This window comes from Kitasatospora papulosa, assembly GCF_000717245.1.
Taxonomy (GTDB): Bacteria; Actinomycetota; Actinomycetes; order Streptomycetales; family Streptomycetaceae; genus Streptomyces; species Streptomyces papulosus.
This window is the reverse complement of record NZ_JNYQ01000016.1, coordinates 15556-38342: the sequence shown is the minus strand read 5'-3', so window position 1 is coordinate 38342 and position 22787 is coordinate 15556. Positions and strand designations below refer to the sequence as shown.

General features: G+C 69.7%; 23 protein-coding genes. 8 read left to right on the top strand and 15 right to left on the bottom strand.

Annotated features, from left to right (window positions below):
- Position 1: 1 nt before the first annotated feature.
- From IA22_RS0129450 to IA22_RS0129410, 9 genes are all read right to left on the bottom strand, one after another.
- Positions 2-1018, bottom strand: coding sequence for an MCE family protein (locus tag IA22_RS0129450; protein ID WP_014152843.1), 1017 nt, complete (start codon positions 1016-1018; stop codon positions 2-4).
- Entirely contained in the window at positions 1015-2046 is a 1032-nt protein-coding gene (locus tag IA22_RS0129445; protein ID WP_014152844.1) for an MCE family protein, read from the bottom strand. The genes IA22_RS0129450 and IA22_RS0129445 overlap by 4 nt, the downstream gene beginning before the upstream one ends.
- Complete coding sequence (locus IA22_RS0129440) at positions 2043-3362, bottom strand: MCE family protein (protein WP_014152845.1); 1320 nt, start codon at positions 3360-3362, stop codon at positions 2043-2045. The genes IA22_RS0129445 and IA22_RS0129440 overlap by 4 nt, the downstream gene beginning before the upstream one ends.
- Positions 3362-4165 carry an MlaE family ABC transporter permease gene (locus IA22_RS0129435; RefSeq protein ID WP_014152846.1) on the bottom strand — a complete coding sequence of 268 codons (804 nt, stop codon included), beginning with the start codon at positions 4163-4165 and terminating at the stop codon, positions 3362-3364. The genes IA22_RS0129440 and IA22_RS0129435 overlap by 1 nt, the downstream gene beginning before the upstream one ends.
- Positions 4166-4168: 3 nt before the next feature.
- Positions 4169-5017 carry an MlaE family ABC transporter permease gene (locus IA22_RS0129430; RefSeq protein ID WP_014152847.1) on the bottom strand — a complete coding sequence of 283 codons (849 nt, stop codon included), beginning with the start codon at positions 5015-5017 and terminating at the stop codon, positions 4169-4171.
- Positions 5014-6000, bottom strand: coding sequence for an ABC transporter ATP-binding protein (locus tag IA22_RS0129425; RefSeq protein ID WP_014152848.1), 987 nt, complete (start codon positions 5998-6000; stop codon positions 5014-5016). The genes IA22_RS0129430 and IA22_RS0129425 overlap by 4 nt, the downstream gene beginning before the upstream one ends.
- Before the next feature lie 701 nt (positions 6001-6701).
- Complete coding sequence (locus IA22_RS0129420) at positions 6702-7655, bottom strand: hypothetical protein (protein ID WP_014152849.1); 954 nt, start codon at positions 7653-7655, stop codon at positions 6702-6704.
- A 71-nt stretch (positions 7656-7726) separates the two neighbouring features.
- Positions 7727-9235 (bottom strand): DUF6801 domain-containing protein, encoded by a 1509-nt coding sequence (locus IA22_RS0129415; RefSeq protein WP_030125344.1) that lies wholly within the window; start codon positions 9233-9235, stop codon positions 7727-7729.
- 231 nt (positions 9236-9466) lie between these two features.
- On the bottom strand, positions 9467-10102 hold the full coding sequence (locus IA22_RS0129410) for a hypothetical protein (RefSeq protein WP_014152851.1): 636 nt from the start codon (positions 10100-10102) through the stop codon (positions 9467-9469).
- Between the two features lie 656 nt (positions 10103-10758).
- Here IA22_RS0129410 and IA22_RS0129405 point away from each other — a divergent pair.
- From IA22_RS0129405 to IA22_RS0129390, 4 genes are all read left to right on the top strand, one after another.
- Positions 10759-11973: a PucR-like N-terminal domain-containing protein gene (locus IA22_RS0129405; RefSeq protein WP_014152852.1), complete on the top strand. Its 1215-nt coding sequence runs from the start codon at positions 10759-10761 to the stop codon at positions 11971-11973.
- Positions 11974-12171: 198 nt separating this feature from the next.
- Positions 12172-12435: a hypothetical protein gene (locus tag IA22_RS0129400; protein WP_014152853.1), complete on the top strand. Its 264-nt coding sequence runs from the start codon at positions 12172-12174 to the stop codon at positions 12433-12435.
- A gap of 72 nt (positions 12436-12507) precedes the next feature.
- Positions 12508-12981 (top strand): SCP2 sterol-binding domain-containing protein, encoded by a 474-nt coding sequence (locus tag IA22_RS0129395; protein ID WP_014152854.1) that lies wholly within the window; start codon positions 12508-12510, stop codon positions 12979-12981.
- Between the two features lie 4 nt (positions 12982-12985).
- Positions 12986-14200: an acyl-CoA dehydrogenase family protein gene (locus IA22_RS0129390; protein WP_014152855.1), complete on the top strand. Its 1215-nt coding sequence runs from the start codon at positions 12986-12988 to the stop codon at positions 14198-14200.
- Positions 14201-14244: 44 nt separating this feature from the next.
- On the opposite strand, the gene IA22_RS0129385 is transcribed toward IA22_RS0129390, so the two are convergent.
- Entirely contained in the window at positions 14245-15471 is a 1227-nt protein-coding gene (locus IA22_RS0129385; protein WP_030125343.1) for a cytochrome P450, read from the bottom strand.
- Between the two features lie 106 nt (positions 15472-15577).
- On the opposite strand from IA22_RS0129385, the gene IA22_RS0129380 reads away from it, so the two are divergent.
- Positions 15578-16414: an ATP-grasp domain-containing protein gene (locus IA22_RS0129380; protein WP_014152857.1), complete on the top strand. Its 837-nt coding sequence runs from the start codon at positions 15578-15580 to the stop codon at positions 16412-16414.
- Positions 16415-16469: 55 nt separating this feature from the next.
- Complete coding sequence (locus IA22_RS0129375; RefSeq protein ID WP_014152858.1) at positions 16470-18545, top strand: MDR family MFS transporter; 2076 nt, start codon at positions 16470-16472, stop codon at positions 18543-18545.
- Between the two features lie 10 nt (positions 18546-18555).
- On the opposite strand, the gene IA22_RS0129370 is transcribed toward IA22_RS0129375, so the two are convergent.
- From IA22_RS0129370 to IA22_RS0129350, 5 genes are all read right to left on the bottom strand, one after another.
- Positions 18556-19143 carry a GNAT family N-acetyltransferase gene (locus IA22_RS0129370; protein ID WP_030125342.1) on the bottom strand — a complete coding sequence of 196 codons (588 nt, stop codon included), beginning with the start codon at positions 19141-19143 and terminating at the stop codon, positions 18556-18558.
- Positions 19144-19186: 43 nt separating this feature from the next.
- Positions 19187-19654 (bottom strand): YchJ family protein, encoded by a 468-nt coding sequence (locus IA22_RS0129365; RefSeq protein WP_014152860.1) that lies wholly within the window; start codon positions 19652-19654, stop codon positions 19187-19189.
- A gap of 55 nt (positions 19655-19709) precedes the next feature.
- Positions 19710-20519, bottom strand: a complete 810-nt coding sequence (locus IA22_RS0129360) for an SAM-dependent methyltransferase (RefSeq protein ID WP_015579619.1) — start codon at positions 20517-20519, stop codon at positions 19710-19712.
- 64 nt (positions 20520-20583) lie between these two features.
- Positions 20584-20820: a DUF397 domain-containing protein gene (locus IA22_RS0129355; protein ID WP_014152862.1), complete on the bottom strand. Its 237-nt coding sequence runs from the start codon at positions 20818-20820 to the stop codon at positions 20584-20586.
- Positions 20820-21680, bottom strand: coding sequence for a helix-turn-helix domain-containing protein (locus IA22_RS0129350; RefSeq protein WP_014152863.1), 861 nt, complete (start codon positions 21678-21680; stop codon positions 20820-20822). Before IA22_RS0129350 ends, IA22_RS0129355 begins: the two co-directional genes overlap by 1 nt.
- A gap of 204 nt (positions 21681-21884) precedes the next feature.
- On the opposite strand from IA22_RS0129350, the gene IA22_RS0129345 reads away from it, so the two are divergent.
- Both IA22_RS0129345 and IA22_RS0129340 read left to right on the top strand, forming a co-directional pair.
- A complete protein-coding gene (locus IA22_RS0129345; RefSeq protein ID WP_014152864.1) occupies positions 21885-22343 on the top strand; it encodes an ATP-binding protein in 459 nt (152 codons plus the stop codon).
- On the top strand, positions 22337-22777 hold the full coding sequence (locus tag IA22_RS0129340; RefSeq protein WP_014152865.1) for a hypothetical protein: 441 nt from the start codon (positions 22337-22339) through the stop codon (positions 22775-22777). Before IA22_RS0129345 ends, IA22_RS0129340 begins: the two co-directional genes overlap by 7 nt.
- Positions 22778-22787 lie beyond the last annotated feature (10 nt).

Here is a 22787-nt window from a genome sequence, read left to right as displayed (position 1 = left end):
GTCAGCGGCCCCCCTGCTTCGGCGGCATGCAGTCGTTCGCCGGAGGAGTGTCCTTCGGCAGGTAGGTCTTCGGGACGACTCCGCAGACGTAGTTGTCGAACCACCGCCCGTTGCCGAGGGTGTTGCCGACGAGCCGGTTGTAGGTGCCGGCCATGGAGAGCACCTTGTCGAGGCTCTTGCGGTTCTTCACCAGGACGGTGGTGACCCGTCCCAGGGAGTCGAGGGTGGGTTTCAGCTGCTTGTCGTTGTCGGTGACCAGACCGGTGAGCTGGGTGCCCAGGTCACGGGTACCGGTGAGGAGCAGGTGGATGGAGTCGCGGCGGGCCTGGATCTCGCCGAGGAGCAGGTTGCCGTCCTCCAGCAGCGTCTCGAAGCTGCTCTTCTTCGTGGCGAGCGTCTTCGTGAGCTGCCTGCTGCCCCTGAGGAGGGTGGCGAGCTGCGCGTCACGCTCGGAGACGGTCCTGGACAGCGCGGAGAGGCCTTCAGCGGCGCTGCGCACGTCGGGCGGCGAGTCCTTGAAGGTGTCCGAGATGGTCTCGAAGCTCTGGGCGAGCTGTGCCGTGTCGATCTCGTCGATGGTCTCGCCGAGTCCGTCGAACGCCTGGGTGACGTCGTACGGGGAGGTCGTCCGGCTCGACGCGATGCGGGAGTCGGGGTCCTGCGGCGCGTCGCCGAGCGGGTCGACCGCGAGGTACTTCTCGCCCAGGAGGGTCTTGACGGCGATACCGACGGTGGAGGAGTCGCCGATCCAGGCGTCCTTCACCTTGAAGTCGACCTTCACCTTCGCCCCGTCGAGGGAGACGCCGGTGACCTCTCCGACCTTCACCCCGGCGATGCGGACCTCGTCCCCGGCGTCGAGTCCGGCCGACTCGGTGAAGTCGGCGCTGTAGGTGGTGCCTCTGCCGATGAACGGGAGAGCGTCGGCCCGGTAGGCGGCGAGGCCCACGAGGGCCAGGACGACGAGGCCGATGACCCCCAGGGCGACGGGGTTGCGTTCCCGTACGGGCTTGATCCTCATCCCGTGCACCTCGATCCGCCGATCGTGATGCCGGTGGGCGGCGCGCTGCCGTCCTCGGTGGTCACCCCGGTGACCTTCGCCTCGCACAGGTAGAGGTTGAGCCAGGATCCGTACGAGGTGAGGCGGGTGATGGCCTCCATCTTGGCGGGAGTCCTCCGCAGGAAGTTCTCGATCTGCGGGGCGCCCTCGTCGAGCTCTCCGCTGAGCCGTCCGAGCTGCGCGATGTCCTTCTTCAGGGGGGCGCGTCCGTCCTGGAGCAGGTCCGCGGTGACGGTGGTGAGGGCGCCCATCGCGGTGACGGCGTCGCCGAGCGGCTTGCGGTCGCCGGAGAAGCCCTTGACGAGTTTCTCGAGGGTGACGACGAGGTCGTCGAAGCCCGCCTCGCGGTCGTTGACGGTCTTGAGAACCGTGTTGAGGTTCTTGATCACCTCGCCGATCACCTTGTCCTTGGCCGCGACGGTGCCGGTCAGCGATCCCACGTGGGAGAGGATGCTGTCGACGGTGCCGCCCTCCCCCTGGAGGACCTGCACGATGGAGCCGGCGAGCTGGTTGACGTCCGGCGGGGAGAGCCCTTCGAAGAGCGGCTGGAAGCCGTTGAAGAGCTGGGTGAGGTCGAGCGCGGGGGTGGTGCGCGAGAGCGGGATCGTCGCCCCGGACCTGAAGGTCGCCCCCACGGCCCCGACACCCTGGTCGAGGTCGATGTAGCGCTGGCCGACCATGTTGAGGTACTTGATCGACGCGGTCACCGAGGCCGGGAGTCTGCGGCCCTTGCGCACGGCGAAGCCGACCTCGGCCTCCCGCCGGTCGGCGACCTCGATGGACTCGACCTGACCGACCTTGACGCCCGCGATCCTGACGCTGTCGCCGACGACCAGTCCGGTGGCGTCGGTGAACCTCGCCTTGTACGAGGTGGTGTCGCCGATGCCGGTGTCGGCGATGGACAGGGCGAGGACGGTGGTGGCCAGCGCGGTCACCACGACGAAGACGAGGGACTTGACGAGCGGTCCCGCGAGGGAGCGGCGCTTCACTTGAGCTTCACCTCCGCACCGCGGAACGCCGGACCGATGAGCACGCTGCTCCAGTCGGGCAGGGACTGCGGCTGGACCTTGAGTGAGGGTGCGACGAGTTCGTTGACGAGGCGGCTCTCCTCGGGGGAGTTCGGCATGCCGAGCCCGCTGCCGGCGTCGGGTGCCTCCACCGCGTCCGCGCCGTCCGCGGCTTCCGTGCCTCCGGCGCCGTGGGTCGCTGCGGATGCCCTGCGCGCGTCGGCCGTCGGGACGGTTCTGCCGGTGTAGGGCACGGAGTAGCAGTGCGGGCCGCCGGTCGCGTCGTAGACCGGGGTGTCCTGGCCGGCGACGTACTTGCCCTTGGACTCCACCGCCTCGACGGAGACGTGGAGCCCCGGCGCGTCGGTGCCCTTGCCGAGCGCCTTGTCCATGGCGGGGACGAACCCGGCCATGGTCCGCAGGGTGCAGGGGAAGGCGTCGGAGTACTCAGCGAGGAGCTCCAGGGTGGGGCGGCCGGAGGCGGAGAGACGGATGAGGTTGTCCTTGTTCTTCCGCAGGAAGGCGGTGACGTCGTCGGCGGAGGCGGTGGTGGATCCGTACAGGTCCGCGAGTTCCGCCTGCTGTTCGGCGATCGTGCCGCTGGTGGTGGTGAAGTCGGTGAGCGCGTCCAGGACGTCCGGTGCCGCGTCCGCGTAGAGGTGGCTGACCTTGACGAGCTCCTTGATGTCCGCGTTGAGCGTGGGGAGCTGGGGGTTGAACTCCTTCAGGTGCGCGTCGAGGGTGACCAGCGTGTCGCCCAGCTTGTCGCCGCGTCCTTCGAGCGCCTGGGACACGGCGTTGAGGGTGGCGGCGAGCTTCTCCGGCTTGACCGCGGTCAGCATCGGCAGGACGTTGTCGAGGACCTCCTCCAGCTCGATGGCGTTGCTGGAGCGGTCCTGCGGGATCACCGCCCCGGCCCGGAGTGTCTCCGCGGAGGGGACGGCGGGCGGCACGAGGGCGACGAAGCGTTCTCCGAAGAGGGTGGTGGGCAGCATCTGCGCGGTGACGTCGGCCGGGATCTGCCCGAGCCGGTCCGGCCGGATGGCGAGGGTGAGCCGTGCCCCGTCGCCGTCGGACGCGATGTGGCGCACCTCGCCGATCACCACGCCGCGCAGTTTCACCTCGGCGTTGTCGTGCATCTCGTTGCCGACGCTGCCGGTGCGTACGGTCACGGTGGCGTCGTCGGTGAAGTCCTTCTCGTACACCGAGACCGACACCCATACGAGGACGGCGGGCACGAGCACGAAGGCCACGCCGGCGAGTCTGCGGCGCACCGTCTGCGCCGTGGAGGAGGTCATCAGCCGGCCACCTTCACCGTTGTCGTCGCGCCCCAGATGGCGAGCGAGAGGAAGAAGTCGGTGACGCTGATGAGCACGATGGCGTTGCGCACCGACCGCCCCACGGCCACACCCACCCCGGCGGGTCCGCCGGTGGCGTGGAAGCCGTAGTAGCAGTGGGCGAGGATCACCAGCACGCTGAAGATCAGCACCTTCAGCACCGACAGCAGCACGTCGTCCGGGGAGAGGAAGAGATTGAAGTAGTGGTCGTAGGTGCCCGCCGACTGCCCGTTGAACAGGACGGTGATCCAGCGGGACGCCAGGTAGGAGGAGAGCAGCCCGATCGCGTATAGCGGGATGATGGCGACGACGCCGGCGATGATCCGCGTGGTGACGAGGTAGGGCATGGAGCGCACACCCATCGCTTCGAGGGCGTCCACCTCCTCGTTGATCCGCATCGCGCCGAGCTGGGCGGTGAAGCCCGCGCCGACGGTCGCGGAGAGCGCGAGTCCGGCGACGAGCGGGGCGATCTCCCGGGTGTTGAAGTAGGCGGAGATGAAGCCGGTGAAGGCGGAGGTGCCGATCTGGTCGAGGGCGGCGTATCCCTGGAGGCCGACGACCGAGCCGGTGGCGAGGGTCATCGCGATCATCACGCCGATGGTTCCGCCGATGACTCCGAGGCCGCCGCTGCCGAAGGCGACCTCGGCGAGCAGCCTCTGCACCTCCTTGAGGTAGCGGCGCAGGGTCCGGGGTATCCAGACGAGGGCCCTTACGTAGAAGGTGAGTTGCTCACCGGAGCGGTCGAGCCAGCCGAGCACGGACATCGCTCAGCCCCCCTTCGGGGGGACGATCTGGAGGTAGATCGCCGTGAGGACCATGTTCACCGCGAACAGCAGCATGAAGGTGATGACCACGGACTGGTTGACCGCGTCGCCCACTCCCTTGGGGCCGCCCCGGGGGTTCAGCCCTCGGTAGGCGGCGACGATGCCCGCGATGAAGCCGAAGATCAGCGCCTTGAGTTCACCGACGTAGAGGTCGGGCAGCTGGGCGAGGGCGGAGAAGCTGGCGAGGTAGGCGCCGGGGGTTCCGCCCTGCATGATCACGTTGAAGAAGTAGCCGCCGAGCGTGCCGACGACGGAGACCAGCCCGTTGAGCAGGACCGCGACGAACATGGTGGCCAGGACCCGTGGGACGACGAGGCGCTGGACGGGCGAGACGCCCATGACCTCCATGGCGTCCAGTTCCTCGCGGATCTTGCGGGAGCCCAGGTCCGCGCAGATGGCGGATCCGGCGGCCCCGGCGATCAGCAGGGCCACGATGAGCGGGCTGGCCTGCTGGATGACGGCGAGGACGCTGGCGCCGCCCGTGAAGGACTGGGCGCCGAGCTGTTCGGTGAGCGAGCCGACCTGGAGGGCGATGACCGCGCCGAAGGGGATGGAGACGAGGGCCGCGGGCAGGATGGTCACGCTCGCGACGAACCAGAACTGCTCGATGAACTCCCGCACCTGGAAGGGCCGGCGGAAGATGGCGCGGGCCACCGCCAGGGCGAGCGCGAAGAGCTGACCGGTCTGGCGGAGGGGTGCGAGGAGCCGCGAGGGCGGCTTCCGCCCCGGCGTCCCGGTGGCCTTCTCCGTGGCGGGCTCGGCCGGTGGCCGTACGGGCGGCGGTGCCGTCATCGGCGCCCACCGCCCAAGGTCGGCGTGTAGCTGTTCATGATGGCCGTACGGGCCGCCTCCGGGAGCTGGCCCATCATGGAGACGACCCGCTCCCGGCGGCGCAGGGCCGCCTGCCTCACGGGCATGCCCGGGGAGGGCTCCAGCTGCGGTACGACGGTGCGCGGGGCGGCGTGGCCCCAGCCGTTGCCGCTCGTCTGCTCCGCGGCGAGGGTGGCCGCGTCCTTCTCCTCCGACATCCCGATGGGGCCTTCGCGGCGTCCGGCGAGGAACTGGGAGACCACCGGCATGTCGCTGGTGAGCAGCACCTCACGGGGGCCGAAGGTGACGAGGTTGCGGCAGAAGAGCATGCCCATGTTGTCCGGGACGGTGGCCGCGATGTCGAGGTTGTGGGTGACGATGAGCATCGTCGCGTCGATCTGCGCGTTGAGATCGATGAGGAGTTGCGAGAGGTAGGCGGTGCGCACCGGGTCGAGTCCGGAGTCGGGCTCGTCGCAGAGGATGATCTGCGGGTCCAGGACGAGGGCGCGGGCCAGGCCGGCCCGCTTGCGCATACCGCCGGATATCTCACCCGGAAGTTTTCCCTCCGCACCGAGCAGGCCGACGACGTCGATCCGTTCCATGACGATGCGCCGGATCTCCGACTCCTTCTTGCGGGTGTGTTCACGCAAGGGGAAGGCGATGTTGTCGAAGAGCGACATCGAACCGAAGAGGGCGCCGTCCTGGAACATGAGGCCGAAGAGTTTCCGGGTCTCCATGATGTCCCGTTCGGGGCTGTTCACCATGTCGACGCCGTTGATGAGCACACGGCCCTTTTCCGGCTTCAGCAGTCCGATGATGGACTTCAGGAAAACGGTCTTCCCGGTACCGGACGGTCCGAGCATGACGCTCACCTCACCGGCCGGCAGGGTGAGGCTGACGTCCTGCCAGATGTTCTGCTTGCCGAAGGATTTCGTCAGGCCTTCGACGACTACTTCGATTCCCATCGGCCCTCCCTCGAAGTGGTGGTGAACGACGTCATCTGTCTGCGCTCCGGCTCCGGTACATGCAAGGACGGCTCGTCACCCGTGCACCAGGAGGCGCACGGTATGTCCGTCGAATCCGCCAGGACAAGCCGTTGAGCAGCGGAAATCGCCGGATGTCGATCTCGGTGTGGATCACTTGTCACCGATTGACAAACCCGCTCGGCGGCTTTGTCGCAAACTGCGCAATCTTTCCGGGGTGCACCGCGGTCCTGCGGCCCGGGGGGCCGGAACCACGAGACCCCGGGAGAGGAGGACATCCCCCGAATGAAGGTCCGGGGCCGGAGGAACTCCCGGCGGAATCCCGGACCAAGAGGGCTCGACCAGCACTCCACGTACGTCGGACAAGCAGGTACGGACGTGTTTCCGAGCTGCTCAAGCGGGACGTTACGGGCCAGTAACCTGAGTCCGCAATAGCACTTCACGAACTTTCTCCGAGGTAATCACTCAGCCCCGTTTTCTTATGCCCTGGTGAGTAATCGGCGCGCGAAACCTGTCGAAAAGTGAGGGCCTTCGGGTAGTCACGGCCGGCTCCGTGAGGGCGCCCCGGACATGCCGAAGCCCGCCCCGACCAGCGTGCATGCGGTCGGGGCGGGCTCATGGGCGGAGAGGGCCGGGGCGCATCAAGTGACAAGAACAGGAGGTGTCACCGGCCTTCTGCGGCGCTACTTCACCGCGGAGTGCCAGCCCTCTGCGAGCTCCTTGCCGGCGTCGGGCACGGACAGACCGGGGGCCGTGAGGCCGGCCGTGTAGGTCTTGGCATCGTTCAGGACGAGGTTGTTCGAGCCGGCCGCGGCGGGCAGGCCGACCTTGAGGTCGATGGCCCAGCTGAGGAGGCCGCCGAGACCGCACCCGCTGGCCTTCGGCACGGAGAACTGGCTGTCCCCCTGCGCGGCGCCGGACAGAGCGATCTGGATCATCGACCCCTCGTCAGGGTTCTCGGAGCCGTCGGCGTTGAACCTGGCGGCGGAGATGCCGGGGGCGCTGAGGTTGCCGGGGCGCAGAAGCACGGGGTTGCTGCTGCTTCCGATGTAGCAGTTGGATCCGAGCAGCGGGTTCTCCAGGCGGATCTTGACGGGCAGCTTGACGATCGGGCCCGAGGATATGCCGGCGACCAGGCTGAATTCGGTCGGCGTACCGGCCGACTCGACCGTGGCGGTCACCTTGTTCAGCGTGGCGTTGGTGATCTGCCCGCAGACGGCGGAGACGACGGGGACGTTGCTGGGGCACATGATGCCGAGGAGACCGCCGGGGATGGTGGTCTTGCCGCTGACGATGGAGCCGGCCGCCGGCGGGACGACCGTGTAGGTCCCCTCAGCAGGGTGCTGGACGACACCGAACTGCAGGTTCGTCGAACCGGTCGTCGCCGTCACGTTGCCCAGCTTGATCGTCCCGCTGGGCGAGGTGGACGTCACACACAACGGGACGTCGACGTCACCGTCGGTCGCGAGCATGGCGGGTGCGTCCACCGGACAGCGGTCGAACGGAGCCCAGGAGCCGTTCAGCTGGGCGGCGGCCGTGGCGGCCCCGGCCGGGGTGGCAGTCAGGGGCATGACCAGTGCGGCGGACGCGGCGACCGCGCCGGCGGCCTTGATCCAGGTCTTCGAGGCAGGTCTCATGGTTCCCTCAATTCGTGAGCGGGGCGGGAGAATCTGCTGTGCTCCGTGCGGTTGGTCGGTTCGGCTGCGGGTCAACGGCGCGCTTCGGGCACGTCCACCGGTTCGAGGGCGTCCGTGCACACCCCGCCGTCACCGGGCGTGTGCTGCGAGGGCGCGCAGGGCGCCCCCTGCACCTGCTTGACGTAACCCGGCACCCCGGACAGGGACGCGGTGAAGAGGTTGTCCAGGTCCTCGTCGGCGCCGCACCCGCTGAAGGGGGGCAGCGTGACCGAACCGGTCAGCTCACCGCCGGTCACCAGGGTGTACCCCTCCTGGACCCCGTCCTTCAGCGTCATGCGCCCCTCCAGCTTCAGCGAGAAGGGCTTGCTGGTGCGGCAGTTGTCACCCACGTCCAGGGGCACACCGTTGACCTCGACGTCATGGAGTCTGAGCATCAGCTGGAGGGTCACGGTCGTGACGGCCTTGGTCGACCCTTCGGCGATGTTGATCGCCAGGTCGGACTTGATGTTCGGAACACGCGTCCCGTCGGGGTTGGTCGCCGGGGGGATCTGAGTCATTTCCAGGGTCGCGGTGGTCGGCATGAATCCGAACGTCAGGAAGGTGCCGGAAGCCGGGGGGAGCTGCGTCTTCCCCTTGTAGTCGAGGTCCACCGCCGAGTCCTGGTACACGTGCAGGAATTCGCCGTCGGGCACGATCCGGCTCTCGCCCTGTGTGATCCGGGCACAGGCCAACGGGAATTTGGTCGCCCCCTTGAGCTTCGCCACGTTGGCGTAGCCGGTGACGAAGGCGTTCATGCTCAGGTCGTCGGCCGCGTCCCCCACGCAGGGGGGTGCGTCGGCCGCGGCGGGCTGCCGCGCCGGCTTTCCGACCTTCGGAAGCTCGTCGTCCTCCTCCGCCGGCTGGTCCTCGGGCCAGGATTCGCCCGGGGTGGGATCCGCCTCCGCCTCGCCGCTCCCCGCGCTCACGGGGACCACCGCCAGTCGGGCGTCCTGCCCGGTGTCGGGCGAGCAGCTCAAGGTGAGGGCGGACGGTTCGGCGGGTGCCCCGTCGGCCGCCTTCAGGGTGAGTTCCACGGACAGGGCGCCCGCCTCGAACTCCAGATCGCCGGGCACCTCGGGCTTCACGTAGGGGACGTTCCCCGACGTACTCAGCGTCAGGTCACCCGTCTCGGGCACCCGTACCGCGTCGCCGGTCCGCCCGATCCACTCCGTACGAGCGCGCTGATCGCCCTGGGCCACATCGACCGAGAGGCGCGTCTGCGCGCTCACGGTCGCCGCTCCGGAGCCGGCGAGCACGGCCGACGCGTCCTCGGGGAGCGTCAGGTCCACGGCTTGTTCCTCGGGCTGCACGGTCTGGCCCGCCCGACCGGCCTCGGGGAGTTTCGCGGTGATCCTGGCCGTGGTCTTCACCTCCTGTCCGCCCTCCGGAAGGCGGCAGGTGTAAGCCAGCGCCGTATCGACGTCCTGCACACCGGCTGCGGCCCGCGCCCCGGGAACCATGCCTCCCAGCAGCACCGCGGTGGCCACTGCGGCACCGCGTGCCGTGCGCCTGCGTGCTTCCGTCGTACGAGTGCCTCTCACTGGCGGTCTCCCCTTTCGGACCGGTCGGACGTCTGTCGCGCGGCGGACGGACCCGCGACGGGAGGTGCTGCTCGCTCAGGTCCCGTGGGTACCCGTCCGGATCAGGGGTGCACACGACGCTCGGCCCGCACGGCCGGCGCCTCCGTCGCGCGGAGGAGGGTCGGGCACGGGGATCGCACGGCGGACGGTTCCCGCCGTGCGATCCCTGCTCACTCCTGAGCCGTTTCCGGATCAGGGGGTGTAGACGATCGTCGGCTTGGTGGTGCCGCCGCTCGGCGTGACCGCGTTGTAGTTGGCGGTGTAGGTCGGGTTGTTGCCCACGGCCGCGATGCCCGCACAGCCCGCGGTGACGGTGGCGACCGTCAGCTTGTAGGTGGCGTTGTTGCTGACCGCCAGCACACCGGTGGAGTTGGTGTACTTGGCGACGACGTTGCCCGTCACCGTGAAGGTGCAGGTGAGGACCTTCAGCGTGGCCTTCACTCCGGAGATGTATCCGTTGGTGACACCGGCGCTGTAGGTGTTCGCGTTCAGCTTCCACGGGGTGGACGTGTCGGCGGTCGGGGTCACCGGGCCGAAGGGGCTGGTGCAGTTGCTCCAGGTCAGCGGAGCGATGGTGCCGACCTGCACGTTCGTCGTGCCGGAGGCGCTGGCCAGGTTGCCCGACGCCGCGGAGGACGTACACGTCATCGGGATGCCGTTGAGGGAGAGGGTGACGGTGCCGGAACTGGCCGAGAACGTCTCCGGCGAGTTGGGGCCGACCGTCCACGTCGGGGCGGCGACGCCGGCGGTGGCGGTGGTGGCTCCGAGGGTGACGGCGGCCGCGGCGGCACCAGCCGTGAGTGCGATCTTTCTGAGGGTGTTGCGCACAGTGAGTTCCTCCGATTCGGCAGTGCGGATGCACTGTTGCGGGGACAGCACTCGAATTCCTGCAAAGACGCAGCGAGTGCCGCGATGAATCGTTGCGTGGGGGGCCGTGCTGCTCTTTCAGCCACACACGTTCTGTGACAGGGCGTGACGTTACTTGCGGGAAACTTGGAGCACAATCCTGCGGGTCAAGATTGGCCGGGTGAGTTTTTTTCCTCGTCAGCAGGTCACTAATTCGCGCGGCACACTTGTCACTTGGTGCGCAATATCTCGGTGGAATGTCTTCCTTCGGCACGATGCCGGACCCGGCCCTTGTCGCCGCCGCCCGCACAGAGGCCCGGGGGTGACGGGTGGAGGCGCACGGAACACCTCGCCCCCGCGACGGGAGGGTCGTTCGTCCGGGGGGCCCGCAGGGGGAACGATGCAAGACACGGCCGAAAATTTTGTCCGGAAGTGAGCATGTAGCGCGCGACCTGCACGGGAGCGCCACAACAGGGCCATGATGTGTGCCCCTTGCACTTCGATCTTGTCCAGGCGGTGTGCACCCCGCCCGACTTGGTCTATCTTCGGCGCCGATGTTGGTATACACCTGTCGGTCCGTGGGAGCGCTTTCCCCCACCTGCTCCGCCCAGCCGGACCCAGGAAAGCGAGGGGACGTCATGCCGAGACTCATCCAGCCGCTGGACACCGGAGATCCGCTGGGGCCCCTCCCCCAGGAGTTCGCCGCGATCATGCGACCCGAACTGCCGAGCCTGATCAAAGAGATAGGCATGGAAGTGACCCGGGCCTATCCGGAATACGCGCGTCTCCTGAACGGCCCCAACGGCGCTTCCATCCGCATGGGCGTCGAACAGAGCCTTTCCTCCTTCGTCGACCTGGTCGCCGAGCCCACCTCCCCCACGGTCCTGCGCGACGACATGTGCCGTCGATTCGGCCGGTTCGAGGCGTACGAGGGCCGCACCATGGACGCGCTGCAGGGCGCGTACCGGCTGGGCGCGCGGGTCGCGCTGCGCAGGGCGAAGAAGGTGGGCCGGAGCTACAACTTCTCGCCCGCGCTGATGCTCAGCTTCGCCGACGCCCTGTTCGCGTACGTGGACGAGCTCGAGTCGCTGTCCCGCCAGGGCTATCTGGAGGTGCAGGCCCAGTCCGACCAGCAGAGCGAGGCGGTACGCCGCCGGCTGCTGCACCTGATCCTCACCGGCAGGCCGGTACCCCGCAGCGCCATCGCCGAGTTGTGCGAGCAGACGGGATGGGCGCTGCCCGAGCAGGTCACCCTCGTCGCCGTACGCCCCCCGTCCGGACTGGACCGGATCAGCGCGGACCACGACGTCCTGATCGATCCCGGCGACCCGCAGCCGCACCTGCTGATCCCGGGGGCGTTCGACGACGCGCGCAGGGAGATGCTCGACCGGACGATTCCGGGCGGGGGCGCGGCGATCGGGCTCACCGTGCCGACGGCGCTCGCCGCGGACTCGATCCGCTGGGCACGCCGCGTCCTCGAACTGGTGGACGCGGGAGTGATCGAGGACGCGCCCTTCATCCCGTGCGAGGACCACCTCATCACCCTGTGGCTCCTCTCCGATCCCGCCCTGCTCGACCAGCTCGCCACGCGTGAACTCGCCCCCGTCTCCGGCATCAGCGCCACCCGCCGGGAGAGGCTGATCGAGACCCTGCGGATCTGGCTCGACACCCGGGGCACCGCCGCGCAGATGGGCGAACTCCTCGACGTGCACCCCCAGACGGTCCGCTACCGGATGCGCAGCCTGGAGGCCATCTTCGGCACCCAGCTGACCGACCCGGAGAGCCGTTTCGCCACCGAAGCCGTGCTGCGCGCGACGCAGTTACGTGCCCGCAGCGGCCAGATCCTCAACTGAGGGCCCATCACACGCGGTACACCAAGTCAACTTACTGCCAGGTAACGCGAAATAGACGGTCAGTCCCAAACGGTTGCGACACGGAGACGTTCTCAACGAGAAACCAGGAACTGCGTCCCGTTACATAAGGAGGAGCCACGGCCCACCGGTCGTGGCGGAGCACCACCTCCTGGCCAACCATCCGAGAGGGAACCCCCCATGACCGCCTCGCACCTCCTCGTCCCCGTGCCGATCCCCGACCGGGTCGCCGCGCTGATCGGCGCCTGCACCCCGTCGCACATTTTGGAGGCGGAGTTCGACGCCGACTGTGCCGCCCGTGAGGTGCGTAGGTTCCGGGGGCCGAGGCTCGGCATCGAGGACCAGGCGGACCGCGAGCAGGCGCTGTCCGAGCTCGCGTGGGCCAACAAGGTGCTGTCCGCCCATCACCCGCATCTCGCGGTCCGCCCGAACAGCGCCTGGTGACGCTTCTTGCGCTGCGGCGACGGCCGCCTTACCTTACCCAGAAGTAAGTTTACTCTGGAGTAAGGATTTGGCGTGCCCGACCACAGCAGCGGCAACCTCACCGACGAACTGTCCGGGCTCGACTTCGCCTCCGTCTCCCCCGAGGACTTCGCGCGGATCGTCAAGGGCCTGTCCGCCAGGCAGCTCGACGAGGTCATGCACGGTGACCTGCGCGCCCGGGTGCTGCGCGAGGTGTTCGGGCGTATGCGGCAGCAGTTCCGCCCGGAGGCGGCCGGCCGGCTGAAGGCCCTGATCCGTTGGAAGATCACCGGTGAGAGCGAGGAGGTCTACGAGACCTCCATAGCCGACGGCGCCTGCGTGGTGAGCGCGGGCCGCTCCGACGCCGAGCCCCGGACGACCCTGGTGATGGGCGACGCCGAATTCCTCCGGCTGGTCTCCGGCAACGGCAATCCGGTGACCATGTTCATGATGCGCAAGCTGAAGGTCGTCGGCGACGTCGGCCTGGCCTCGGGTCTGACCCGTTACTTCGACATCCCGAAGGCCTGAGTCCATGAGCTACTTCTCCCTCGCCCTGACCGAGGAGCAGCAGGACCTGCGCGACTGGGTGCACGGCTTCGCCGCCCAGGTGGTGCGCCCCGCGGCGGCCGAGTGGGACGCCCGGGAGGAGACCCCGTGGCCGGTCATCCAGGAGGCCGCGAAGATCGGTCTCTACGGATTCGAGTCGCTCGCCGACATGTACGGCGATCCCAGCGGGCTCTCCCTCCAGATCGCCAACGAGGAGCTCTTCTGGGGCGACGCCGGGATCGGCATGGCGCTGTTCGGCACCTCGCTCGCGGTCGCCGGGATCTTCGCCTCCGGCACCCCCGACCAGCTCGCCGAGTGGGTCCCGCAGTGCTACGGCGACGAGGACGACCCGAAGGTGGCGGCCTTCTGCGTCTCCGAGCCCCAGGCCGGCTCCGACGTCTCGGCGATGGCCACCCGGGCCCGCTACGACGAGGCCAGGGACGAGTGGGTGCTCGCCGGCCAGAAGGCGTGGATCACGAACGGCGGGATCGCCGAGATCCATGTGGTGGTCGCCTCGGTCGATCCCACGCTCGGAGCCCGCGGGCAGGCCGCCTTCATCGTGCCGCCGGGGACCAGGGGTCTGGAGGCGGGCCGCACCGTCAAGAAGCTCGGTCTGCGCGCCTCGCACACGGCGGACGTCTTCCTCGACGACGTACGCGTCCCGGGGCACTGTCTGCTGGGCGGGAAGGAGAAGCTGGACAGGAGGCTGGCCCGGGCCAGGGAGGGCGGCACCGCCAAGGGCCAGGCGGCCATGGCGACCTTCGAGGTCAGCCGCCCCACCGTGGGCGCGCAGGCCCTGGGCATCGCCCGGGCGGCGTACGAGTACGCGCTGGAGTACGCCGGGGAGCGCGAGGCGTTCGGCAGGCCCATCATCGAGAACCAGTCGATCGCGTTCGCCCTCGCCGACATCCGCACGGAGATCGAGGCGGTGCGCCTGCTGATCTGGCAGGCCGCCTGGATGGCCCGCAACGACCGGGCCTTCGACGCCGGCCAGGGCTCCATGTCCAAGCTCCGCGCGGGCGAACTGGCCGTCGCGGCGACGGAGAAGGCCGTGCAGATCCTCGGCGGTGCGGGCTACAGCCGGGAGCACCCGGTGGAGCGGATGTACCGGGACGCCAAGATCTACACGATCTTCGAGGGCACGAGCGAGATCCAGCGCCTGGTCATCTCCCGGGCCATCTCGGGGCGTCACATCCGCTGACGCCGCGGAGCCGGTGCGCGGTCCAGCGCACCGGCTCCCCCTGCTCAGCCCGCTGCCGGTGTGAACCGCACCGGGAGCGACGCCGGGCCGCGGGTGAAGACGCCCTCCTCGACGGGCTGGAACCCGTCGGCGAGGCGCAGGTCCGGCATGGCGTCGAGCAACTGGTTCACCCCGGTCTCCACCTCGGCGCGGGCCAGCAGAGCGCCCACGCAGAAGTGCCGGCCCAGCGCGAACGCCAGGTGGTCGGCGGCCGCCGAGAACGCCGTCGTGCTCGTCAGGTCGTCGCGGAACAGGTCGAACCGGTCCGGGTCGGCGTAGCGTGCGTCGTCCCGGTTGGCCGAGCCGATGAGGCAGGTGACGGTGGCGCCGGCCGGGACCGTGCCGCCGGACAGCTCCACCTCGCCCGCCGTCTGGCGCATGATCATGTGGACCGGCGGGGTGTAGCGCAACGTCTCGGCGAAGGCACGGTCGACGAGGGAGCGGTCCCGCCGCACGGCAGCGAGCTGCTCGGGGTGGGCCAGCAGGTTGGCGAAGACCGAGGCGATGGCCTTGTCGGTCGTCTCGCCGCCCGCGGCGAGCAGCAGGCTGCAGAACGCCTTGATGTCCTCGTCGCTCATCCGTACGCCGTCGACCTCGGCGGCGCACAGCGCGGAGAGCAGGTCGTCCCCGGGCTCCTCCCGGCGCCGCTGGATCACCGGGATCATGTACTCGGCGAACTCCTGGCGGGTGCGCTCCCCGGCCGCCATGACCGCGGGGTCGCCCGCCAGGTTGCCGAGGAACGCGATGACGTCGGTGTACCAGCCGTGGAAGCGCTGGTGGTCCGCCCGGTCCAGGCCCAGCATATCGGCGATGACCAGGACGGGGAAGCGCGTCGCGAACGCCTCGACGAGGTCGGTCTCCCCGGTGTGCCGGAAGGCGTCGATGAGCTCGCGGGCGTTGCGCTCGATGACGGGCAGGAACTTCTCCTGGAGGTCCGCCCCGCGGAAGGCCGGAGCGACCAGGGCCCGGCGCACCGCGTGTTCCCTGCCGCTGAGCTGGAGGATGGTCCGGCCGTGGACGGGCTCCAGCTGCCAGTCGTAGTTCTCGGTGGTGAACTCCTGGGCCCGGTCCTTGAAGACGCGCTCGACGTCCTCGTACCGGGAGACGAGATAGCTTCCCGTGGGCTCGTGGTGGATCAGGGGGGCACGCTCGCGCATCGCCCGGTAGGCCCCGTAGGGATCGGCGGCGAAGGCGGGCGAGAGAATGTCGGGCGGTGACGAAGCCTGGGACACGTGTGACTCCTGCGGGGCAGAGATCAGGGTGCTTCATGACGGTGAACGGGCTGCACCGGCAAGGCTATTGACGTCCGGCCCGATACCGAACCCCCTGGGAGCACTCTTGACCGCCGCGTCCGGCCCACCACGCCCCTCCGTCCTGTTCGTCACCGATCTCGCCTACGAGGCGCGCGGACGGCGCTACTGCGACGAGGACATCTTCCTGACCTCCCGGCTCCGCGAGACCTTCGACGTCGCCCTCTGCCACCCCCGGGACGCGGCGGCCCTGCTGGACGGCTTCGACGCGGTCGTCGTCCGCAACAGCGGACCGGTGCTGCACCATCAGGAGGCGTACGACGCGTTCGTGGCCCGGGCGCGGCGGTCGGGTGCCCGGGTCTGCAACACGCTCGACGGACGCGGGGACATGGCGGGCAAGCAGTACCTGGTCGATCTGAGCCGGGCCGGCTTCCCGGTGATCCCGACGGTGGACAGCCGGGACGATCTCGGGCTGCTCCCCCGGTCGGACGGGTACGTGGTCAAGCCCAAGCTCGGCGCGGACTCGATGGGCCTGCGGTTCACCGAGCGGCCGGAGCTTCCCGAGGGCGCCGGGGGCACCCTTCTCGTCCAGCCCCGGATCGACTTCCGCTACGAGGTGTCCTTCTACTTCGTCGACCACGACTTCCAGTACGCCCTCCACGCCCCGCATCCGGAGCGGCGCTGGGTGCTCGAACCGTACGCGCCGAGTTCCGAGGACCTGGACTTCGCACGCCGGTTCGTCGAGTGGAACACGCTCACGCACGGCATCCAGCGGGTGGACGCCTGCCGGACACCGGAGGGCGACCTGTTGCTCGTCGAGCTGGAGGACCTCAATCCGTACCTGTCCCTCGACCGTGTCCCGGAGGAGGTCCGTGACGCGTTCGTGGCCCGGATGACGGCCTGCGTACGGGAGCTGCTGGCCTGACCCGTCCGGCTCGCCCCCGCATGCGTGCCCCCGGGCCGGGTGTGAGGGTGCGAGGGTGACCACTGCCAGCGAGACCTCACCCGCCGCGCAGAGTGCCGCAGCGCCACCCGTCCTCGACCCCCGGCGCCGGAACATCGTCTTCGCCACGATCGTGCTGGGGATCCTGCTCGCCGCACTGGACCAGACGATCGTGGGGACGGCGCTCCCCACGATCGTCTCGGACCTCGGCGGCGCGGAGCACATGTCCTGGGTGGTGACGGCCTATCTGCTGGCCGAGACCGTGGCCACGGTGCTGGTCGGGAAGTTCGGTGATCTCTTCGGCCGGAAACTGATCTTCCAGATCTCGGCGGTCATCTTCATCACCGGCTCGTTCCTGTGCGGGCTCGCCTCGAACATGCTGCTGCTGATCATCTGGCGGGGTCTCCAGGGCATCGGCGCGGGCGGGCTCATGGTCACCTCCATGGCACTGATCGCCGACGTCATCCCGCTGCGGGAACGGGGCAAGTACCAGGGGGCCATCGGTGCGGTGTTCGGCGTGGCCACGGTCGTCGGCCCCCTGCTGGGCGGACTGTTCACCGACCATCTGACCTGGCGCTGGGCGTTCTACGTCAATGTGCCGATCGCGATCGTGGTGGTCGTCGCCGCGGCCCGCACCATCCCTTCCGTACGGGCGGCCGGACGCCCGGTCATCGACTACCCGGGCATCGGGCTGGTCGCCGTAGGGTCCGGCGCGCTGATCCTCGGCACGAGCTGGGGCGGCAACGAGTACGCGTGGGGTTCCCCGGTCATCATCGGCCTGTTCGTCGGAGGGCTGATCGCCCTGGCGCTCTTCTGCCTCGTGGAGACACGGGCGAAGGAGCCGATGCTGCCGATGCGGCTGTTCCGCGGCCCGGTGTTCGCGGTCTGCTCCATCCTGAGCTTCATCGTGGGCTTCGCCATGCTCGGCGCGATGATCTACCTCCCGACGTACCTGCAGTACGTCGACGGCGACTCCGCCACCCTCTCCGGGGTGCGGACCCTCCCCCTGGTGATCGGCCTGCTGGCCGCCTCGATCTTCAGCGGCAACGTGGTCAGCAGGACGGGCCACTACCGCTTCTTCCCGGTGATCGGTTCGCTCGTGATGGCGGCCGGTCTCTACCTCCTGTCCCGGATGGGCCCGGGCAGCGGGGTGTGGCTGGAGTCGCTGTACATGCTGGTGCTGGGCATCGGCATCGGCCTGTCGATGCAGGTACTCACCATCGCCGTGCAGAACACGGTCGACTACGCGGACCTCGGCACCGCGACCTCCGGCGTGACGTTCTTCCGCACGCTGGGCAGCTCGTTCGGCACGGCCGTCTTCGGCACGATCTACGCGAACGCGCTGCGTCCGAATCTGACCCAGGGTGTCGAGCAGGCGGCGCGGGCGGGAGGCGATCCGGCGTCCCTGGCGCGGGTCGCGGAGAGCCCGCAGGCCGTGCACGCCCTGCCGCCCGAACAGACCGCGCCCCTGGCGCAGGCCTACGCGGACACCCTCCACACGGTCTTCCTGTGGACGGTGCCGGTGGCCCTGCTGGGGTTCGTGGTCTCGCTCTTCCTGAAGCAGGTGAAGCTGCGCGACAGCGCCCGCGCGAGCTCCACGGACATGGGCGAGGGCTTCGCCCAGCCGAGCACCGGGGACCCGGCGAAGGTCCTCGAATCGGCCGTCGCCGGAATCCTGCGCCGGGCGGGGCCCGACACGGCACGGCGCATCGTCGCGGAGTCCGACACCCGCCTCGACACGGCGGGGGCCTGGGCCGTGATGCAGGTCGACCTCTTCACCCGGATGGTGGGCCACGCCGGGCTCCGGCTGATCGCGGCCAGGCACCGGATCCCCCCGGAGGTCCTGGTGCCGGTCTTCGACCGGATGATCGAGGAGGGCTACCTCACCGGGGACGGCCGGCTCTTCGCCCATACGGCGGCCGGCAGTCGTGAGGCGGCGACGATCTCGGCGGCCTGGGGCCGCTGGCTCAACGAGCGGCTCGCCGAGGACGGGGCGCGGCCGGACGACCGGCAGCTGCGGGCGGCGGTCGACGTGATCGCCAAGCGGCTGCTCGCGGAGGACCTGGAGCAGCAGCTCGCGCCGTCGACCGAGCGGTCCGCCGCACCGGTGTGACGGTGCCCGCTCAGAGCTCCCAGGACCGGGGACGGTCCAGGGCCTCCCATTCCGTGCGGAGCAGGGAGAGCACGGCGTTGTCGTAGCGGCGGCCCCGGTGGAGGCAGGACGAGCGGCGTACCCCCTCCGGCGTGAAACCGGCGGCGCCGAGGACCGAGAGGGCGGGGGCATTGTCGGTGTGGGTGAAGGCCTCGATCCGCTGCATCGGCAGTTCGCCGAAGGCCAGGTCGGTGAGGGCGTCCAGGGCGGCGACGCCGAGGCCGCGCCCCCGGTGCTCCCGGTCCAGGATCAGATAGGCCTCCGCGGTGCCTTCGGCCAGCTGCTGGTCGTGCAGGGCGACGATGCCTGCCGGGGTGCCGTCGGGCAGCAGGACGAGGAAGTCGTCGCGCGAGTTGTCGTCGAGGTGGCGTTCGATGCGCTCGGTCAGCTCGTACAGCGAGCCGGGCCAGACACCCGTCTCGTGCGCCGCCGCCGGGTCGGACCGCCAGCGGTGCACCAGCGGTGCGTCCGTGATCTCCAGAGGTGCGAAGGCGATACCGCGGCCGCTCCAGCAGTGTGTCCGTCCGGCGTCCTGCTCCGTCGCGCTCTCGCTGTCCATCCGCGGATCCTAGGAAGATCCGTCCGGCCGGGGCAACGGGATTTCAGTCGACGAAGACCGCTGCCGCGTAGACCCACGCGCCCTCGTGGCGGACGAATCGGCTCTTCTCGTGGAGCGCGTCGGGGCGTCCGCCGTCGGTGTAGCGGGCCCGGAAGGTGACCGTCCCCGCGCTGTGGAAGGCGCTGCCGTCGGTCGTCTCCAGGATCTCCAGACCCGTCCAGCGCATGGCCGGGTCGAAGTCGACGCCCGGCGGGCGGGTGTCGGGGTGCCAGGTGCGCAGCAGGTAGGCGGCGTCCCGGACCACGAAGGCCGCGTACCGCGAGCGCATCAGTGCCTCGCAGGTCGGGGCGGCCGCGGCCCCCGAGTGGTACCTGCCGCAGCAGTCGGCGTACGTGGCAGGCAGGCCGCACGGGCAGGGGGACTCCGGGCCGGTCGGCCCGGGGTCCGCTCCGGCGGAGGCCCTGGCGGAGCGGGCGCCGGATCCGGCCGGGCGGGAGGTGCGTCGTGACATGCCCCCATTGTCGCCGGTGGCCCCGGCGCCCGGTGGGCCGGGTTCCGGCTCCGGGTCAGCGCTTGCGGGCGACGCCCGCGTACCCGGGGATCGGCTCATGGCCGGGGACGTCGATGACCTCGCCGAGCTCCGGACGCCACTCCGCGGAGAGCGAGACGCCCGGCTCGACGAGTGCGAGGCCGTGGAAGAAGGCGGTGAGCTCGGCGCGCGAGCGGGGCCTCAGGGTCATCCCCCGGGCCTTGTACATGGCGCGGGCCTTGGCCGCGCCCTCCGGGTCGAAGTCCCCCGTGGTGTGCGAGAGCACCAGGTAGCTGCCGGACGGCAGCTGCTCCACGAGCCGGTCGACGAGCTCGGCGGCGCCGTCCTCGTCGTCCACGAAGTGGAGCAGGGCGAGGAGGGAGAGGGCGATGGGCCGGTCGAAGTCGAGGACCTTGCCCGCCGCCTCCAGGATGGCCTCGGGCCGGCGGGCGTCGGCCTGGATGTACTCGGTGGCGCCCTCGGGGGCGGAGCGCAGCAGGGCCGCCGCGTGCGCCAGCACGATCGGGTCGTTGTCGCAGTAGACGACGCGGGCGTCCGGGGCGGTCCGCTGGGCGATCTGGTGGAGGTTCGGCTCGGTGGGTATGCCCGAACCGATGTCGAGGAACTGGCGCACGCCGTTCTCGGCGAGCCAGCGGGTCGCCCGGTGCATGAAGGCACGGTTGACACGGGCCATGTCACGCCCCCGGGAGTCCAGGGCGAGCAGCTGGCGGGCCATCTGCTCGTCGACCGGGTAGTTGTCCTTGCCGCCGAGGAACCAGTCGTACATCCGTGCCGGATGCGGCTTGCTCGTGTCGATCTCGACGGCCTGGGATTCCTGCCCGGTCATGGCGCACTCCGTTGGTCGGGGACTTCGGCGAACAGCGTGTGGTGCGAGCGCGGGCGGTCGTGCGTCAGGTAAGGAGGAAATCGGCCTGACCGGACTTGGCGCCCTGGATGAAGGCGGCGATCTCGCCGTTGGAGTAGATGAGCGCGGGGCCGTCCGGGTCCGCCGACTGGCGGACCGCCACTCTGCCGTCGGCCAGTTTCATGGCCTCGATGCAATTGCCCCCGTTACCACCGCTCCACGGCTTGTACCAGCCTTCGGTGCCGAGGTCGGCGGCCGGCATGCCGTTGTATATGTGGTTCATCACAGCTCCTTGCGGAAGTCCCTGAGGATTTCCTTCGTGCGTTGTGCAGTCGCGGCCTGAGCCGCCATGCGGTCCATGACCTCGAGATAGGAAGCCACCTCGGGGCGCGCGTCGAAGTAGACGGCGCCGGTCAGGTACTCGCTGTAGACCATGTCCGGGAGTTCCGGGACGGCGAAGCGGAAGAGGACGAACGGGCCGTAGGTGCCCGGGTGGTGACCGGTCGCGAACTCGGCGATCTGCAGGGTCACGTTGGGCAGGTCCGTCGCCTCGAGCAGGCGGTCGACCTGTGCCCGCATCGCCTCGGGGCTGCCGACGGGACGGCGCAGGACGGTCTCGTCCATCACCACCCACAACTTCGGCGCCTCGGCCTTGGTGAGCAGGGACTGCCGCTCCATCCGCAGCGCCACGTGGCGCTCGATGTCGGCGGGTCTGGTCTGGCCGACGGCGCCGGTGCGCAGGACGGATCGGGCGTAGTCCTCGGTCTGCAGCAGGCCGGGGACGAAGTGCGGTTCGTAGGTGCGCAGGAGGCTCGCCGCGCCCTCCAGGCTGACGTACATGCTGAACCAGTCGGGCAGCACGTCGTGGAAGCGCTGCCACCAGCCGGGCTTGTTGGCCTCTTCGGCGAGTTCGACGAAGGCGTCCGTCTCGTCGTCGGCGATGCCGTAGGCCTTGAGGAGGAGCTGGACGTAAGGGATCTTCAGCCCGACCTCGGCGGTCTCCATCCTGCGTATGGTCCCGGGGGCGACACGGAGCACCTTCGCCGCCTGGTCACGGCTCAGGCCGACGCGCTCCCGCAGATCCTGCAGGCGCTTGCCGAGAACGACCTGACCCACGGTCGGGGCGGACCGCGGTTCGCTCACTTCAGACCTCCCGATGCGCTGTGTGCGAGCAGTGTGCCATGCGCACGGCTCCGGGGACACTGCCACTCTGAATTTTTCAGAGTGCCTCTTGCCAAGTGTTCATGTCGGGGGGAGAGTTGGTGACCGAACCAAGTTCGCGGTCGTTCCCGCCCCGTTCCGGGGTGGCGCGAAGCGTGACGCAGCCCCCACTGTGAGGAATCGGTCGTGGCACCTGGCAGTGCGCTCATCCCCCGGCTCATGGACCTCAGCCCCGGGACGGAAGCGCTCCGTTACTGCTTCGCGCTGCCCGCGCACCCCGATTCCGTGGCCGGTGCCCGGCGCCTCACCCGTGCCCGGCTGGCGGACTGGCAGCTGACCGGGGACACCCACGACGCGGCGGTCCTGGTCGTCTCCGAACTCTTCACCAACGCGGTCGTGCACACCGCGAGCGCCCGGGTCGTCTGCGAGCTCCGCTGCGACGCCGCCCGTCTCCGCGTCTCCGTGCAGGACCAGGGGCACGAGCCCGGCGGTCCACGGCTCTCCCTCACCTCCGACGGGGAGCACGGACGCGGACTGCTGCTCGTCGACTCCATGAGCGCCGCCTGGGGATCCCACGACGCGGGGTACCACTCCGGGCGCATCGTGTGGGCGGAGCTGCCGTACGGTCCGGAGCGGACATGCTGAGGAACGCCCTCTCCCAGCTCCTCGGGGCGCGCAGGGGACGCCCCGAGGAGGAGGACGGCGCGCCTGACCGGGTCCGGCTCCCGCTGCCACCCGCGCTGTCGGCGAGCCTCGGCTGCGACGCCGTGGGCGTGCCCGCGCAGTACGGTTTCCGGCTGATGTCCCATCTGCCGCGCGCGGGATGCGTGTTCGCCGACGCCGACCGCTGGTGGTGGATCGTGCCGGCGGGTTCCGACCTCGATCTGGACTGGCCGGAGCAGGCCTCGTACGCCGCCGGGGCGTACGTCCCGGCCGGGCGTCCCCGGCTGATCCACACACCGGAGAGCCGCACGCCCTACACGCCGCCCATCCCTCTCTTCCTCATGGTGTGCCAGGTCACCGGCGTCGCCCCGACCTGGGGCCCGTCCGGCCGGCCGAGGGCGGTACCCGCTCCCTGAGGCCCACGCC

Bases quoted from the DNA above. Each gene is read 5' to 3' on its own strand.
- IA22_RS0129390 (WP_014152855.1), top strand. From the start codon at position 12,986: ATGAGCTACTTCTCCCTCGCCCTGACCGAGGAGCAGCAGGACCTGCGC.
- IA22_RS0129400 (WP_014152853.1), top strand. From the start codon at position 12,172: ATGACCGCCTCGCACCTCCTCGTCCCCGTGCCGATCCCCGACCGGGTC.
- IA22_RS0129405 (WP_014152852.1), top strand. From the start codon at position 10,759: ATGCCGAGACTCATCCAGCCGCTGGACACCGGAGATCCGCTGGGGCCC.
- IA22_RS0129370 (WP_030125342.1), bottom strand. From the start codon at position 19,143: ATGGACAGCGAGAGCGCGACGGAGCAGGACGCCGGACGGACACACTGC.
- IA22_RS0129440 (WP_014152845.1), bottom strand. From the start codon at position 3,362: ATGACCTCCTCCACGGCGCAGACGGTGCGCCGCAGACTCGCCGGCGTG.
- IA22_RS0129355 (WP_014152862.1), bottom strand. From the start codon at position 20,820: ATGAACCACATATACAACGGCATGCCGGCCGCCGACCTCGGCACCGAA.
- IA22_RS0129340 (WP_014152865.1), top strand. From the start codon at position 22,337: ATGCTGAGGAACGCCCTCTCCCAGCTCCTCGGGGCGCGCAGGGGACGC.
- IA22_RS0129425 (WP_014152848.1), bottom strand. From the start codon at position 6,000: ATGGGAATCGAAGTAGTCGTCGAAGGCCTGACGAAATCCTTCGGCAAG.
- IA22_RS0129450 (WP_014152843.1), bottom strand. From the start codon at position 1,018: ATGAGGATCAAGCCCGTACGGGAACGCAACCCCGTCGCCCTGGGGGTC.
- IA22_RS0129365 (WP_014152860.1), bottom strand. From the start codon at position 19,654: ATGTCACGACGCACCTCCCGCCCGGCCGGATCCGGCGCCCGCTCCGCC.
- IA22_RS0129430 (WP_014152847.1), bottom strand. From the start codon at position 5,017: ATGACGGCACCGCCGCCCGTACGGCCACCGGCCGAGCCCGCCACGGAG.
- IA22_RS0129420 (WP_014152849.1), bottom strand. From the start codon at position 7,655: ATGAGACCTGCCTCGAAGACCTGGATCAAGGCCGCCGGCGCGGTCGCC.
- IA22_RS0129360 (WP_015579619.1), bottom strand. From the start codon at position 20,519: ATGACCGGGCAGGAATCCCAGGCCGTCGAGATCGACACGAGCAAGCCG.
- IA22_RS0129435 (WP_014152846.1), bottom strand. From the start codon at position 4,165: ATGTCCGTGCTCGGCTGGCTCGACCGCTCCGGTGAGCAACTCACCTTC.